Consider the following 14,403-nt stretch of genomic DNA (forward strand, 5'->3'; position numbering starts at 1 on the left):
ACCAAGAGCGGGCAAAGATTGTATATACCTAAATTTAAGGTATCGGGTATGCTATTTTAGATATGTATGTATGACTGCCGAACGACAGCGCAAAGAGCGCTGAGGAATGTTTTCGGGACACTAATTTACCCAAAATAGGTCGTTTATGATCGTTTCCGGGCCATAAATAAGCCGATTTTTGGGGATGCCGCGCGGAACCATACCAATAATGGTCGCTACCACCTCCGGCTGTCCGGGTACTAATTCTCGCACTATTGTATGGTCTTACTGCCGTGGAAAAATGTTTTCAGCTTAAAGAATCATAAGGTCCTGCGCGGCCAGAATGTAGGCCCGTCCGAAGCCGCCGTTAAGGCTGGCATCGAGAGGAACAAGCCGAAAAAAGCAGAAGTCCGGGAAGTCGACATAGAGCTTGGATTTCGGGTGACGTTCGAGGAAAAAACCACGAATGCGATGGTGCGCATCGCCTTGCTGATCGACACGTTCGGCGCTGCATCGCACGCTCAAGCGAGGATGGGCGAGGGGATCGCCCTTGCCTGGTTCGCCGAAAAGCATCGAGGCGCGCGGATCCTTCATCAAGGCCTTGGTATGTGCGGAAAGGCCTGAAACGAGGATAACGGGAGCGCCGTCTGAATCCATGGCAGTCAGAACGCGGCTGACATAAGGAAAACCCGTCTCCGGGTCGATGACCGCCAAGGCCGCGTGAGGAGCCGTATGCATGAGATCGCGCGCCAATTTGCGCGCGTCCTCGTCCGTTTCCCTGATTACCGATGGTTTATCGTTCATTAACTGCTCCATGGATTGAGGAGCAGTCGCGAACGACTACTCCTTTCGCCGGTGGCTGGTCAGGCCGGCCACCACGTCTTGCGCCGAGATCGTTCCGATAATCGTACCGTTGTCAACCACGCCGATGTTTCCCGGCTGGCGTGTGAGCGCATCGAGAATATCGATAAGCGGCGTGGCGGCGGTTGCCGTCGCGGTGACGGAACCGGCATTGGCGGAATGTCCGACGCCCTGCTGCATCACGTCTCGCGCCGTCAGCATGCTGATCGGGTTCATGTGCTGCACGAAATCGGCCACGTATTGATCGGCCGGGTTCTTGACGATCTCCTGCGGGGTGCCGCACTGGATGATGTGGCCGCTCTCCATGATGGCGATGCGGTTGCCGATGCGGAATGCCTCGTCGAGGTCATGGCTGACGAACAGGATGGTGCGCTTCAGGCGGCGCTGGAATTCCAGCAGCTCATCCTGGAGGCGCGTGCGGATCAGCGGGTCAAGCGCGGAAAACGGTTCGTCCATGAGCAGGATCGGCGCGCCGGTGGCGAAAGCACGCGCCAGGCCGACACGCTGCTGCATGCCGCCTGAAAGCTCGTTGACCTTGCGGTTCGCCCATTGCGTGAGATTGACGAGTTCGAGCTGTTCGCCGACCCGTTTCTTGCGCTCTGCTTCGGGAACACCCGCGAGCTCGAGGCCGAAGCCGACATTGTCGGCAACTGTCCGCCACGGCAGCAGTGCGAACTGCTGGAACACCATGGAGACCGTATGCATGCGCAGGTCGCGCAACGCCTTCGGGCTGCAGGAATAGGGGTTTACGGGGCCGCCCTTGGTGTTGACGGTGACATCGCCGCGCACGACGGGCGCAAGGCCGTTGACGGCGCGCAGCAGGGTCGACTTGCCCGAACCCGAGAGGCCCATGAGAACGAGAATTTCGCCTTCTTCGATGTCGAGCGAAGCATTGGCAACGCCGAGCACCATGCCCGTGGACTTGCCAATGTCGTCACGCGATTTGCCTTCGTCGACGAGTTTCAGTGCGGCATCGGGACGATCGCCGAAGATGATGCTGACATTCTTGAACGAGACAGCGGTGGTCATGAGCGATCTCCTTCGCCAGGGGCGCGGAACATGCGGTCGAGGATGATCGCCAGAATGACGATGCAGGCGCCGGAGTCGAAACTCTTGGCGACATTGACGCTATTCAGCGCGCGCAGGACCGGGACGCCGAGACCCGGAGCGCCGACGAGGGCGGCGATCGACACCATCGAGAGCGACAGCATGATGGTCTGCGTCAGGCCGGCCATGATCTGCGGCATGGCAAAGGGCAGCTCGACCTTGCGAAGCACCTGCCGTGGCGTGGCGCCGAATGATTCCGCCGCTTCCACGAGAGACGGAGGCGTCGAGATGATGCCGAGCCGGGTCATGCGGATCGGGGCGGGAATGGCGAAGACGACGGTCGCGACGAGGCCGGGCACCATGCCGAGGCCGAGCAGGATCATAGCCGGCACCAGATAGACGAAGGTCGGAATGGTTTGCATCAGGTCGAGGATCGGTCGCATGAAGGCGAAGAGCCAGGGGCGTCGCGCGGCAGCGATGCCGAGAGGCACGCCGACGAGCATGCTGACGAAGGTTGAGGCCAGCACGAGCGCCAGCGTCTCGGTCGTTTCCTTCCAGTAGCCCTGGTTGATGGTGATGAGGAGGCCGATGAAGGTGAGGGCCGTCACCCCGACGCTTCGGCGCATCCCGTAGGCAACGGCGGCAAAAACGACGACGACGACCAGCGGATGTGGCGTTTGCAATAGAAACAGCAACGCGTTGATCACATGCGCGACGATGAAGGAAAGGCCGTCGAAGAACCATGTGACGTTTGTCGTCAGCCAGTCTACGACGGCTTTGGCCCATGGCCCGATGGGGAGGCGGTAATCGGTTAACCAGTTCACGTCTTTGCCCACGATTGGGGGCGGTCGTTCCGATGCAATCTCATGTTCCGGAAGTTGCCGCCGAAGAATAACGGTCTGTCACGCCACTCGGACCTTGTCCTGGTGGTGGCGGAACGCGAAGGAAGCAGTCCGTCCCTGGAAGAGAAAGGGGCGGTTTTGCCGCCCCTTGATCTGCCAGTGTTACAGGCCAAGCTTGGACTTGACCGCCGCCAGGCCGTCGCCGCCGTCCTTGGTGGTGACGCCGGCGAGCCAGGGAGTGACGGCTGCCGGATTGGCCTTCAGCCATTCCGTCGCTGCGGCTTCCGGTTCCTTGCTGTCGTTCAGGATCTTGCCCATGATTTCGTTTTCCATCGGCAGCGAGAAGACGAGATTCTTGACGAAGGTGCCAACGTTCGGGCACTCCTGCAGATAGCCTGCACGCACGTTGGTGAAGACGTTCGCGCCGCCGTAGTTCGGTCCGAAGACGTCGTCGCCGCCGGACAGATAGGTCATCTTGTAGGTCGTGTTCATCGGGTGCGGAGCCCAGCCGAGGAAGATGATCGGCTTGCCTTCCTTGTCGGCGCGCGACACCTGCGCCAGCATGCCCTGCTCGGAGGATTCGACCACTTCGAAGCCCTTGAGGCCGAAGGTGTTCTTGTCGACCATGCCGAGGATCAGGCGATTGCCGTCATTGCCAGGCTCGATGCCGTAGATCTTGCCGTCGAGATCGTCCTTGTGGGCGGCGATATCCTTGAAGTCCTTGATGCCGAGCTCTTTACCCTTTTCGTTGGTCGCCAGTGTGTACTTGGCGCCTTCCAGGTTGGCGCGGACGGTTTCGACCGACTTGTCGTCTGCGAACGGCTTGATGTTCTCAGCCATGGACGGCATCCAGTTGCCGAGGAAGACGTCGATGTTCTTGTTCTTGAGGGACTGATAGGTCACCGGCACGGCAAGCACCTTGACGTCGGTGTCGTAGCCCAGCGCCTTCAGAAGGACGGAGGCGGTCGCCGTGGTGGAGGTGATATCGGTCCAGCCGACATCGGCGAAATGCACGGTGCTACAGCTTGCCGGCTCGGCTGCGGAGGCAGCGGTGGTGGTGAGTGTCAGGGCCGAAAGTGCTGAAGCGAAAGCGACTGCGGTAAGGGTCATTTTTATCATTGCGTGACTCCCAGTGTAACGTTCCCAAGCAACCATCAATAACTGACATTTTCAAGCGACTACAGTGTATTTGCGCCGGTTTGAGGGGGCTGATTGCGACGCGGGTATTTTTCTGTGCGAGCGTTGCCAGGGCTTTGCACGTGAACCGGGAAGGCTTCTGAATCCTGTGGTTTTCTTCGGGGATGTCTTTTCTTCTCGCCGCGCAGCTCCCATGAAGCATTCAAGGAGAATGTCATGGCTAAGCTCTATTTCCACTACTCGACGATGAATGCCGGCAAGTCGACGATGTTGCTGCAGGCAGCCTATAACTATCAGGAGCGCGGCATGCGCACCGCCGCCTTCATCGCCGCCTTGGACGACCGCGCCGGACGCGGCAAGATTGCTTCGCGCATCGGCCTGACGATGGACGCCATACCCTTCGACACCAGCGACAATCTCTATTCAATGGTCGAGGAAATGCATGCGAGCGAGCCATTGAATTGCGTCTTCGTCGACGAAGCGCAATTCCTGTCGCGGGAGCAGGTGTGGCAGCTCGCTCATATCGTCGACCGGCTTGGCTTGCCTGTGATGGCCTATGGGCTGCGGACGGATTTTCATGGAAGGCTGTTCCCCGGGTCGCAAGAGCTGTTGACCATCGCAGACGAGCTGCGGGAAGTGCGGACGATCTGCCATTGCGGCCGCAAGGCGACGATGGTTGTGCGGCTCGATGCTGCGGGCGACGTCGTGCGCGAGGGCGCGCAGATCGAGATCGGCGGCAGCGACAAATATGTCTCGCTCTGCCGGCGTCATTGGGAAGAGGCGATATCGGGCGAATGAAGCATCGCGCCGCTTTCCTCTCCGGCTGCCTCGGCGCATTCTTGTCGGTCGATGGTGGAGAGCAGAGCAGGAAACGCGAGGGGAGCGGGGGGCATTATGAGATTGTTCTGTCTGACATTGACGACGATCATGCTTGCGTCTAGCTCGGTGGCGCTTGCTGACGGAGACGCCATAGCGGGCGCGGCCGTTTTCAGGAAATGTGCCGCATGTCACACCGCGACCGAGAGGCAGAACCGTGTGGGGCCATCGCTGATGGGTATCGTTGGCCGACCGGTCGCGAGCCTGCCTGACTATAACTACTCGCCGGCGATGAAGGCCTTTGGGGCTGACGGCAAGGTTTGGGACGAAGCCTTGTTGCGCAAGTATCTGCCGGCGCCGCAGTTTCTGGTGAAGGGGATCAGAATGACATTCCCCGGTCTGAAGAGCGATAAGGATCTCGACAATCTGATCGCCTATTTAAGGAATCCCGCTGTCGCGCAATAACGCGGCCGGGCATTTTCATGTTGGACGGAAGCGGCTAGTCTCCCTTTATAGGCAGGGGAGAGACGCTTTCATGGCCATACCTCATTCCTTCGACGGCATGCTCGACAAGGCGCAGACGACGCTCGACGACGCTATCGCTAGTGCGACGGCGGCCGTGACAACGCTGGCGGGGCACGCCAGAGGTGAGGGGAGGGTCGAGGCCGTCAATTTCCCGGTAGAAGAAGCGCTGGTGCGGGAGACGGTCGAAACGCTGGAACGATGGAAGTCTCTCGCGCTGTCGCTGGTGAAAGATCTGGATCGGACGACCGCGAATGCCGATCTGCAGCATCGCCGGTTATTTGACGAAAGTGCCGGCCTTGAAGACGCCGGTATGCTCCGCAGGAAGCTGGCCGGCGGTCCGATGAAACCCGAAGCGATCGTCGCCGATATCGATGCGACTCTTGGCGCCTCGGCGGCCCTCGATCTCCTGTTCAAGCAGGCCAGACCCGCTTTGTCGCGCTGCTTTCGCGATTGCGAAAGCCATTTGGACGGGACGATCGAGCGGCGGCGAAAACTGGACTTCGAAATCGAGGAAGTGCAGCGAGAGGCCGATGCGATCATAGCAAAGGTTACTGACTTGCGTCGCAGCCTGTCATCGACAAGGCATGGCGATACCCATCTGGATCTGGATGCTGACTATCGGGATCTGCTGACAGAGCAGGATGCGCTGCGCAAGCGGGAGAGGGAATTGCAGTCCGATCGAACGGTGCGCCAGCGCCTTATCGATCTCTATGAAGGCTTGGTGGGTGTCCTGAACGTGCAAATCGCTGCCGTCGGAGCGATGGCAGGCAAGCTTACGGTCGATATTGAACAGCGGATCGCCTTGCTGAAGGCATTGACGCCGGACGTCGATCCACAGTCATCCGTGGCGGCCCGGCCTCCGGCGGTCGAGAGCCTGATCCAGGCCTACGAGGCGAATGTGCTGGCCGGGCACGATCTTGCGGCACGCAAGGCGCATGTCGATTTCGTCTTCGCCAGGCGGTTGGAGCCGCATTCGCTTCCCGTGCCGGCCGAGCGGGGAGAAGCCTCGGAGGAGACGCAGCCGGACGGATGATCGGCATCTCCTGCTGAAAAAGCGGGGCAGACGGTTGTTGTTTTCCTCCAGAACACATATTTGCTGGAGCTGGAATAGCGCCGATGCTCTATAGCACGGAAATCGAAAGAGATTTTCGCAAGAGCAGATGCGCGGATTCTGTGTGGTGCGTCCTTCGCGTGTCGGCAGGATGCGCGTTGAGGTTTAGGAGGCGTATCCATGCTCGACTCGATCAAGGCGCTCTGGAAGCGGATGACTTCTGCCATCTGGCGTTGGCTGGGCCTGGTCTTCGTCGGGATTGCATGGCCTTTCCTGGCGGCGCATGGCTGGTATCGGCAGCGCAACTGGGTGATCAAGGTGCCGATCGCAGCCTTTGTGGTCCTGCTTGCGCTTCTCTACGTCTATTTCGTCTGGCAGACGCAGGTCTGGAGCGGCTTCAATACGGCCTATCCCGACGTCTACAAGTTTTCCGAACGCAAATTTTCCGCCGGGCAGGAACTGCCTGTAGCGAGCGGGCAGCAGGCTGTCGCCAGCGCCCCCAAGGCTTGCCAGACCTCGGCTGTCGTCGACGTTGCTGCCGATCTGACCGATTTCAACGTCAACCAGAATGCCTGGATTTCGTCGATGCTGCTCTACAAGGCCGGCTTCTTCGGGATATCTTGGGATGACACGCCGTTCCTCGACAACAAGGCTTCCTTCCAGCGTGGCGTGAATTCCATCGTCCGGCGCACCTCGGCCGAGCTCGTCGATACGATTGGCCGCGTGCGCGGGACGTCGGGTATCAACAGCGACCTGCAGAAAGCGCGAGGCAATCTGCAATTCGACGAATCGAGCTGGTATTTCGGGCTGCATCCGTTTGGACCGAAGACGCCGACGCCGAGCTACTTTCGCGCCGCAATCACCAATCTTCGCAGTTTCAATACGGATCTTAGCAGCTGCAAGACGATCTTCGACAGCCGCGCTGACAATTTGCTGCAGTTCGTCGACCACATCGCCGGCGATCTCGGCAGCACCGCCAATATCTTAGCCGAGCGATCTCAAAACCACAGTTACGGATGGTTCGACATGCGTGCAGACGATCGCTTCTGGTTCGCCTATGGCCAGCTTTACGCCAGCTATGGCATTCTCAGCGCTGCAGGCGTGGATTTTCAACAGGTCATCGCCGAGCGGAATGTCGGCGTGCTCTGGAGCGGCACCCTCGATATGTTGCGCGCGGCGTTGCGGATCCAGCCGTTCATCATCTCCAATGGCAGCGAAGACAGTTCTTTCATGCCAAGTCACCTTGCGACGATGGGTTTTCATGTGCTGCGGGTACGGTCGAATCTCGTAGAGATCCGCACGGTTCTTGGCGGGCGTTGATCTTTGCGCTGATAATGTGAGGCTTGCGGCCTGCATTTGCCTGCTGGGCTGAAGAGCAGCCATGCTCTTGGCTTGAGTTGGGCCTGGAGCTGGAGAGCTTAGAGCCCTTCCAGGGAAGGGCGCAGAGGGCTTCCATAAAGCGGAAACGCTCTAGCTGATCAGCTTGAGCCGAATGGCTTTCGCGACGAGTTGCGTGCGATTGACGCAATCGAGTTTCTTGATTGCGTTCGTCATATAGGCGTTGACGGTATGGTCGGAGAGCGAGAGGATCTGGCCGATCTCGACCGACGTCTTGCCCTGCGCCGTCCAGCGAACGACTTCGAGTTCGCGTGTCGAGAGCGTGTGCGGGACAGAACCATCGTTGCGCTTCAGGCAATTGTAGGCGTCGAGCGCTTGCAGCATGATCATGGAGAGTTCGTTGAGTTCGCTCTGTCCAAGACTGCTGCGGTTGCCCATGAACCAGAAAAGAAGGCGCTGCCCATCGGCGGAATTGATCGGGATGATCACGTTCATCGGGCAGTTATAGTTGATCAGCAGCGCCTGCAGCTCGCGCGACAACTCAACTTCTGGTGCATTATCCTTTTCGAGCAGATGCCAGGTGCGCGGCATTACTGAATCGCGAATACGGAGCAATGTCTGACACCGCCGCACGAGTTGCTGGCGATCGAACTCGCGCACGAATTGTGCCGGCACGGACCCTTCGATCAGCAACGGCGTCATCATTGAGTCGTCCGGGACCGGCGCGTTCATGAAGGCCATATGGCTGAAGCCAAAGGCTGTTCCCGACCGTTCCAATGCCTGAGCAAATGCCGTCTGTGTCCGAGCAGCGGCCAACTCGGCAGAAAGCAGCAATTGTCTCTCGGCAGCGATGATATAGGACATATGAGTTGAGGCGCCCACAGCGTGTTATCGTTATCAAATACCCGATCTATGAGTGAATGCTAGACGCAAAAATACCACAGGACCAGAAATAAATTCATTTTCATATATTTTGATATTTTAATATATTGAATTATATGACTTTTATCAAAGAGGCCCGTAAGAGCGAAATTTCTGCCTTCGGCATCTCGAAATGCGTCATCGATATACATCATACGACTCCGCACCGGCGGCGGCGAAACAATCTCATCAGCCCGGTCTCGCCTGGCACGGATTTGGTGAAACGCTCAAGTAATCTTCGAGATGATTTATGGACCTGACGTCAGTGCTGTTGCATGCCTGTGGTTGAATGATCGTTTGATCATGTTGTATGATGAGTGAAATACTCAGATTATCCGCGACCCGTGAAGTTTCACGCCGGAAAGTTTATGGCTGTTGTTGGCAGGAACCCGTATTCGGGGCTTGAGAATTGGCGCGTCTTTTCTGAAATGATGCTGCGGTGCAAAGCCCTGCCTTGCGAAGGCCCAAAGCGGTTGCTATCGGTCTTGCCAAGGCAATCGCTTCCAGGCGTGTATCTCATGAACTTTCGCATTCTGCCGCAGCTTGCAATGCGGTGTTGTCAAACGGCGCTATGGCTTCTGACGGCCATTTCGCTTCTGTTGTTGTCGTCCGTGTCTGCGGGAGCGGCCGAGGTCGCCGGTGGCCAGCCTATGCAATTTCGGCTTGTCCATGGCGATATGGGACAATGCCGCGGCGACAACAGTTGCCCGGACTGGATTTCGGCAGAAGGGCAGATCATGGCGGATTCGCCAAGGAAGCTGCAAAAGCTGCTGAAAAAGCTTGGCAATCGCAAGCTGCCGATCGTCGTCAACTCACCCGGCGGTGATGTGAAGGCCGCAATGGAGATGGCTTATGCGATCCGGAAGCAGAAGCTTTCGGTCGCGGTTGGCCGCACCCGCTCGCGGGCGTGTCCCTATGCGGAGCCGATATGCTCGGCGGCGATAGCCAAGGACGGTTCGATCAAGGGCGAGCCGTTTTCCGCAGGAGCTGTCTGCTTTTCGGCCTGCCCGCTGTTTTTCACAGGCGGGATCGAGCGCGTGTTCAGTTCTTTTGCGTTCATGGGCGTTCATCAGATCACGACCACCTATAGCGAGGTGCGCGTTCAATACCGTACCGAGTACGAAATGGTTGACGGCAAGCGCAAAATTCTTTCGAAGAAGGAAATCGGGCGCAAATTCGTCGGCAGGTACGATACGACAAAGCTTGACAAGGCCCAGAAGGCGAGGCTGGTCGGATTTCTCGGCAAGATGGGCGTCGACAAAGCGCTTGTCGACCTGATGCTCGGGACCGACCCGAATGGTATCCACCTGATCTCGCAGATGGATGCCCTCAGATTGAAGCTGACGACGGAGCTTGCCGATGCCGTCGCGCTCGTCTCTGCGAGCGGCTGCGGAAACAGCCAGTCGGCTCCGGTTTGTGCTGTGCCATCGTCTGCGGCCAGCGGGTCGGCAGTGGCTGGGAAATAGACCGTTCGTTTGGGCCGTCAGCCGTCCTTGCTCTTGGCCTTGGCCATGATCTTCTCGAGGAAGCCGAGCAGCAGCGCCGAGACGACGAAGGCCAGGTGGATGATCGTAAACCACATCAGCTTGGCATTGTCGTATTGCGTGGCGTTGAGGAAGATCTGTAGCAGGTGGATCGAGGAGATGGCGACGATCGAGGATGCGACCTTGATCTTGAGGCTGCCTGAATCGAGCTTGCCAAGGAAGGATACCTGGCCTTCGGCTTCGTCGAAGCGGCTGACGAAATTCTCGTAGCCGGAAATCATCACCATGACGATGAGGCTCGCCACCAGCGCGGCGTCGATGAGGCCGAGGATGGCCAGGATCATATCGGCTTCATCATAGACGAGCGCGTTGATTGCGACCTTGTAGAATTTGTAGATGAACGAAACGGCGTAGACGGCGAGTGAGGCGGCAAGGCCGAGATAGAAGATCACCAGGAGCCAGCGACTGGAGAGGATGATGCGCTCGACCAGCAATTCCAGGGACTTCATATCTTTTCCTTTGTTCTCGCTTTGAATTCGGATCCCGAAAATAGGTCTCCCGATGTCCCGCGGCAAGCCGGTTCGTTTCCGGGGGGAGATGGTCCGTTCCTATTCACACCGTAAACATATTGGTTTATCCCGACAGGCAAATGACCATGTGTTGGGGGCAAGTTTAATGGCAACGGTGGCATCCGATATCGAAATCGCGCGTGCGGCAAAGAAACTGCCTATCATCGAGGTTGGCGCCAAACTTGGCATTCCCGCAGGAGACCTCGCACCATACGGATACGACAAGGCGAAGATCGGTGCCGATTTCATCGCCGCCCAGGCTGGCAAGAAGGACGGCAAGCTGATCCTCGTCACGGCCATCAACCCGACGCCGGCGGGCGAGGGGAAGACGACGACGACGGTCGGCCTCGGCGACGGCCTCAACCGGATCGGCAAGAAGGCGGTGGTCTGCGTCCGTGAGGCGTCGCTCGGCCCCTGCTTCGGTGTCAAGGGCGGAGCTGCCGGCGGCGGCTATGCGCAGGTCGTGCCGATGGAAGACATCAATCTGCATTTTACCGGCGATTTCCATGCGATTACCTCGGCTCATAATTTGCTCGCCGCGTTGATCGACAACCACATCTATTGGGGCAACGAGCAGAATATCGATATCCGGCGTATCACCTGGCGCCGCGCGATGGATATGAACGATCGAGCCCTGCGTGACATCGTGTCGTCGCTCGGCGGTGTTTCCAATGGCTTCCCGCGCGAAGGCGGCTTCGATATCACGGTCGCTTCCGAGGTCATGGCGATCCTTTGCCTGGCATCCGACCTCAAGGATCTGGAAAAGCGGCTCGGCAATATCATCATCGGCTATCGCCGCGACCGCACGCCTGTCTACGCGCGTGACCTGAAAGCCGATGGTGCCATGGCCGTGCTCTTGAAGGATGCGATGCAGCCGAACCTCGTGCAGACGCTGGAGAACAATCCGGCGCTGGTGCATGGCGGCCCGTTTGCCAACATCGCCCATGGCTGCAATTCGGTGATTGCCACGCGCACGGCACTGAAACTCGCCGACTATGTCGTGACGGAAGCCGGTTTCGGCGCAGATCTCGGGGCCGAGAAATTCTTCGATATCAAATGCCGCAAGGCCGGGCTTTCGCCTGATGCCGCCGTCATCGTGGCGACCGTGCGGGCGCTGAAGATGAACGGCGGTATCAAGAAGGACGATCTCGGCAAGGAAAATGTCGAGGCGCTGGTCAAGGGCTGCGCCAATCTCGGCCGGCACGTCGCCAATGTCCGCAAGTTCGGCGTACCGGTGGTGGTGGCCATCAATCATTTCGTCTCGGATACGGAAGCTGAAATCGAAGCGCTGAAGGATTACGTCGCTCGCCTCGGCGCCGAGGCGATCCTCTGCCGCCACTGGGCGGAAGGCTCAGCCGGTATCGTCGATCTCGCGCATAAAGTGGTGGAGCTCGCCGAATCCGGTCAGGCAAAATTCCAGCCGCTTTATCCCGACAATCTTCCCTTGCTGGAAAAGATCGAGATCGTCGCCTCGAAGATCTATCACGCGGGCGAGGTCACAGCAGACAAGGCCATCCGCGACCAGCTGCGCTCCTGGGAAGATCAGGGCTATGGGCACCTGCCTGTTTGCATAGCCAAGACGCAATATTCCTTCTCGACCGATCCGAACCTTCGTGGCGCGCCAGAGGGTCATATCGTGCCTGTGCGCGAGGTGCGGTTGTCGGCGGGCGCCGGCTTCGTCGTCGTCATCACCGGCGAGATCATGACCATGCCCGGCCTGCCGAAGTCGCCGGCCGCCGAGCGGATTTTCCTCAATGATCAGGGCTACATCGAGGGATTGTTTTAAGTTCTGAATCTGATTCAGCTTTGCCGATGGTCGCCTGCCGTATTGACGCAGCGGAAATTGCCGACAAGATCAGCCACAGGTGATCGGTATCGCCACATGTGACGATGGAGGCAGGTCGTGACCGCAGGCAGCCGTGCCAGTCTGAACGAGATACGCGCTTTCCATGCGAGGATGATGGCGGCTGCCAGCAATTCCCGGGACGAACGACTGGAGCGCGCTTTCAATACAGTCAGGCGCGAAGCGTTTATGGGGCCTGGGCCCTGGCAGATCGTGGTCAACCGGCGTTATCTCGAAACGCCCAATGACGACCCTGCCTTTCTTTACCAGAATGTGCTCATCGCTCTGGACAAGACGAAGGGCATCAACAATGGCGAGCCATTTCTTCATGCAGCCTTTCTTGGTGCGGTTTCTCCGATGTCCGGCGAGACGGTCATCCAGGTCGGGACCGGAACAGGCTATTATACCGCTCTTCTTTCGGTTCTTGTCGCACCGGGCGGCCACGTCCACGCGATCGAAATCGACGAGGCATTGGCGAAGCGGTCGCACGAAAATCTCGTTTCGTTCGAGGACGTTTCTGTCATTTGCGGCGATGCGACCTCCATGGAATTGCCTGATGCCGATGTCATCTATGTCAATGCGGGCGTTGTTGCGCCTCCGATATCGTGGCTTCGGGCATTGCGGCCTGGCGGCAGGATCATCATGCCATGGCAAGCCAATGACAGGATCGGCCTTGCGGTCCTCGTCATACGCACGGATGAGGGATATGCCGCGAGGGCCTTGATGCCGGCCTTCTTCATCCCGTGCATCGGCGCGTCGGATCCAGCCCAATGCAGCAAGGTGCCAACTGTGGGAGACGCTTGGTCGATCCGGTCGATCTGGCTCGCGAGGGAACGTTTGCCTGATGAAACCGCGGTCGCGATCTACCAAGATCTGTGGTTCTCGAACTCCGCCGTCTAGGGCCGCTGACTTTCCGTGAATAGCGCTAATGGCAGTAACGGAAGCCGCCATTCCTTTCGAGGACGTCCAGATGGAAATGTGTCTCGTGAGCGGCATCGCTTTCCGGATCAAGGACGGTGGTGAAATAGAGGCAGGCCGAGGCGCTCGCTGCTCGTTGGAATGCCCCGGTCAGGGTCGGATCCTCACGTCTGGGCTCGATGCCGATGGTTTTGCCGTTCTCGAAGGTAAAGCTTGCGACATCGATGGCATTGCCGCGGGCATGTTCGGAAATCTTGCCGGTGGTGGCATTGTTGCGCAGCCGGCAGATATAGGTTGATGCCTGATTGACCGTGATGATCCTGCCGTTTTCCAACGCGGCGGCGGAAGGGATGACGCTTTCCTTCATCCATTGAGCCAGCGCCAGCGCGGCCTCGCAACGCATCTTGCCTTCCGGCTTGAACTCGATGCCCGGCAGCGGCGAGGTGAGGGCGATGGGCTTGTCGATACCGCAGCCATTGCCATCGTCGATGCGTGGAATCTCCTTGAAGGTTGCGCCCATGGCGCTCAGTTGCGCCATGCAGGCCTTGTGTTCTTCGTCCGGTTCCGGGGCGATCGTGGCCGATGGGGGAGGCGGCTCCTGCGTTTCACCAGTCACAGGTCTTTGCACCGGAGTGTCCGGCTTGTCGGCAGGAACCACCGGCGTGTCCGAGGGGCCTGCCGGCTTTTCCATCGGGATCGGTGGAGTTTCGGCGGGCTGCTGCTCCCTGATCGGTTTCTGCTGCGGAATCGGGCCCGTTTGCGGGAGAGTCGCAGCCATGAGCCAGATGAGCACGGACGTGAGTGAGACAATTCTAAACAGCATCAAGTAAATCAGCCAATTCTAATGATGATGCCGATAGAACGCTTGAGGTGGCTGTTTCGTTGCAAATCAGCAACTCTTTGTCGTCTCACGTAAACATGATCATTTTATTCATGATTATTGGCGGCGAATATATTGACAATAATAGTCATGTTTTTTATGCGGCAGAAAGAAGGCGGAATATTTCCGTCCCGTTAACACGACTAACCTAGCCAGCCCCTTGCCTGCTTTCGACGCAGCAACCAGCCAGCC

General features: G+C 58.5%; 13 protein-coding genes and 1 pseudogene. 7 read left to right on the plus strand and 7 right to left on the minus strand.

Annotation, left to right across the window (positions count from 1 at the left end):
- Positions 1-297: 297 nt before the first annotated feature.
- From ACIQJ2_RS10555 to ACIQJ2_RS10570, 4 genes and pseudogenes are all read right to left on the minus strand, one after another.
- Positions 298-783, minus strand: a pseudogene (locus ACIQJ2_RS10555) (HugZ family protein); the annotation flags it as partial.
- A 36-nt stretch (positions 784-819) separates the two neighbouring features.
- The gene (choV, locus tag ACIQJ2_RS10560) at positions 820-1,869 is read right to left on the minus strand and encodes a choline ABC transporter ATP-binding protein (RefSeq protein ID WP_199142624.1); all 1,050 of its coding nucleotides are present in this window, start codon (positions 1,867-1,869) and stop codon (positions 820-822) included.
- Positions 1,866-2,711, minus strand: a complete 846-nt coding sequence (gene choW / locus ACIQJ2_RS10565; RefSeq protein WP_400673530.1) for a choline ABC transporter permease subunit — start codon at positions 2,709-2,711, stop codon at positions 1,866-1,868. Before choW ends, choV begins: the two co-directional genes overlap by 4 nt.
- 180 nt (positions 2,712-2,891) lie before the next feature.
- A complete protein-coding gene (locus ACIQJ2_RS10570; RefSeq protein ID WP_199142620.1) occupies positions 2,892-3,848 on the minus strand; it encodes a choline ABC transporter substrate-binding protein in 957 nt (318 codons plus the stop codon).
- A 234-nt stretch (positions 3,849-4,082) separates the two neighbouring features.
- Between ACIQJ2_RS10570 and ACIQJ2_RS10575 the strand changes: the two genes are divergently transcribed.
- From ACIQJ2_RS10575 to ACIQJ2_RS10590, 4 genes are all read left to right on the plus strand, one after another.
- On the plus strand, positions 4,083-4,664 hold the full coding sequence (locus ACIQJ2_RS10575) for a thymidine kinase (RefSeq protein WP_400673533.1): 582 nt from the start codon (positions 4,083-4,085) through the stop codon (positions 4,662-4,664).
- 96 nt (positions 4,665-4,760) lie between these two features.
- Positions 4,761-5,147 carry a c-type cytochrome gene (locus ACIQJ2_RS10580; RefSeq protein ID WP_400673536.1) on the plus strand — a complete coding sequence of 129 codons (387 nt, stop codon included), beginning with the start codon at positions 4,761-4,763 and terminating at the stop codon, positions 5,145-5,147.
- A gap of 70 nt (positions 5,148-5,217) precedes the next feature.
- Positions 5,218-6,240 carry a hypothetical protein gene (locus ACIQJ2_RS10585; protein WP_400673539.1) on the plus strand — a complete coding sequence of 341 codons (1,023 nt, stop codon included), beginning with the start codon at positions 5,218-5,220 and terminating at the stop codon, positions 6,238-6,240.
- Between the two features lie 198 nt (positions 6,241-6,438).
- A complete protein-coding gene (locus ACIQJ2_RS10590; RefSeq protein ID WP_400673542.1) occupies positions 6,439-7,578 on the plus strand; it encodes a DUF2333 family protein in 1,140 nt (379 codons plus the stop codon).
- A 150-nt stretch (positions 7,579-7,728) separates the two neighbouring features.
- Here the strand turns inward: ACIQJ2_RS10590 and ACIQJ2_RS10595 are convergent, their stop codons facing one another.
- Positions 7,729-8,460, minus strand: a complete 732-nt coding sequence (locus ACIQJ2_RS10595) for a helix-turn-helix transcriptional regulator (protein WP_199142611.1) — start codon at positions 8,458-8,460, stop codon at positions 7,729-7,731.
- Positions 8,461-9,035: 575 nt separating this feature from the next.
- Between ACIQJ2_RS10595 and ACIQJ2_RS10600 the strand changes: the two genes are divergently transcribed.
- A complete protein-coding gene (locus tag ACIQJ2_RS10600) occupies positions 9,036-9,983 on the plus strand; it encodes a hypothetical protein (protein ID WP_400673546.1) in 948 nt (315 codons plus the stop codon).
- A gap of 17 nt (positions 9,984-10,000) precedes the next feature.
- On the opposite strand, the gene ACIQJ2_RS10605 is transcribed toward ACIQJ2_RS10600, so the two are convergent.
- A complete protein-coding gene (locus tag ACIQJ2_RS10605) occupies positions 10,001-10,510 on the minus strand; it encodes a TIGR00645 family protein (protein ID WP_199142607.1) in 510 nt (169 codons plus the stop codon).
- 166 nt (positions 10,511-10,676) lie between these two features.
- Between ACIQJ2_RS10605 and ACIQJ2_RS10610 the strand changes: the two genes are divergently transcribed.
- Together ACIQJ2_RS10610 and ACIQJ2_RS10615 are read left to right on the plus strand one after the other, a co-directional pair.
- Entirely contained in the window at positions 10,677-12,356 is a 1,680-nt protein-coding gene (locus tag ACIQJ2_RS10610; protein ID WP_400673549.1) for a formate--tetrahydrofolate ligase, read from the plus strand.
- 117 nt (positions 12,357-12,473) lie between these two features.
- Positions 12,474-13,313, plus strand: a complete 840-nt coding sequence (locus tag ACIQJ2_RS10615) for a protein-L-isoaspartate O-methyltransferase (RefSeq protein WP_400673551.1) — start codon at positions 12,474-12,476, stop codon at positions 13,311-13,313.
- Between the two features lie 25 nt (positions 13,314-13,338).
- On the opposite strand, the gene ACIQJ2_RS10620 is transcribed toward ACIQJ2_RS10615, so the two are convergent.
- Positions 13,339-14,109 carry an extensin family protein gene (locus ACIQJ2_RS10620; protein WP_400673553.1) on the minus strand — a complete coding sequence of 257 codons (771 nt, stop codon included), beginning with the start codon at positions 14,107-14,109 and terminating at the stop codon, positions 13,339-13,341.
- Between the last annotated feature and the right edge of the window lie 294 nt (positions 14,110-14,403).

This window comes from Rhizobium sp. NPDC092011, from assembly GCF_044756305.1.
Classification (GTDB): Bacteria; Pseudomonadota; Alphaproteobacteria; order Rhizobiales; family Rhizobiaceae; genus Rhizobium.

Excerpts from the sequence above, each read along its gene's own strand:
- choV (WP_199142624.1), bottom strand. The coding sequence starts at position 1,869 with ATGACCACCGCTGTCTCGTTCAAGAATGTCAGCATCATCTTCGGCGAT.
- ACIQJ2_RS10580 (WP_400673536.1), top strand. The coding sequence starts at position 4,761 with ATGAGATTGTTCTGTCTGACATTGACGACGATCATGCTTGCGTCTAGC.
- ACIQJ2_RS10575 (WP_400673533.1), top strand. The coding sequence starts at position 4,083 with ATGGCTAAGCTCTATTTCCACTACTCGACGATGAATGCCGGCAAGTCG.
- ACIQJ2_RS10605 (WP_199142607.1), bottom strand. The coding sequence starts at position 10,510 with ATGAAGTCCCTGGAATTGCTGGTCGAGCGCATCATCCTCTCCAGTCGC.
- ACIQJ2_RS10600 (WP_400673546.1), top strand. The coding sequence starts at position 9,036 with ATGAACTTTCGCATTCTGCCGCAGCTTGCAATGCGGTGTTGTCAAACG.
- ACIQJ2_RS10610 (WP_400673549.1), top strand. The coding sequence starts at position 10,677 with ATGGCAACGGTGGCATCCGATATCGAAATCGCGCGTGCGGCAAAGAAA.
- ACIQJ2_RS10595 (WP_199142611.1), bottom strand. The coding sequence starts at position 8,460 with ATGTCCTATATCATCGCTGCCGAGAGACAATTGCTGCTTTCTGCCGAG.
- ACIQJ2_RS10620 (WP_400673553.1), bottom strand. The coding sequence starts at position 14,109 with ATGGCTGCGACTCTCCCGCAAACGGGCCCGATTCCGCAGCAGAAACCG.
- ACIQJ2_RS10570 (WP_199142620.1), bottom strand. The coding sequence starts at position 3,848 with ATGATAAAAATGACCCTTACCGCAGTCGCTTTCGCTTCAGCACTTTCG.
- ACIQJ2_RS10590 (WP_400673542.1), top strand. The coding sequence starts at position 6,439 with ATGCTCGACTCGATCAAGGCGCTCTGGAAGCGGATGACTTCTGCCATC.
- ACIQJ2_RS10585 (WP_400673539.1), top strand. The coding sequence starts at position 5,218 with ATGGCCATACCTCATTCCTTCGACGGCATGCTCGACAAGGCGCAGACG.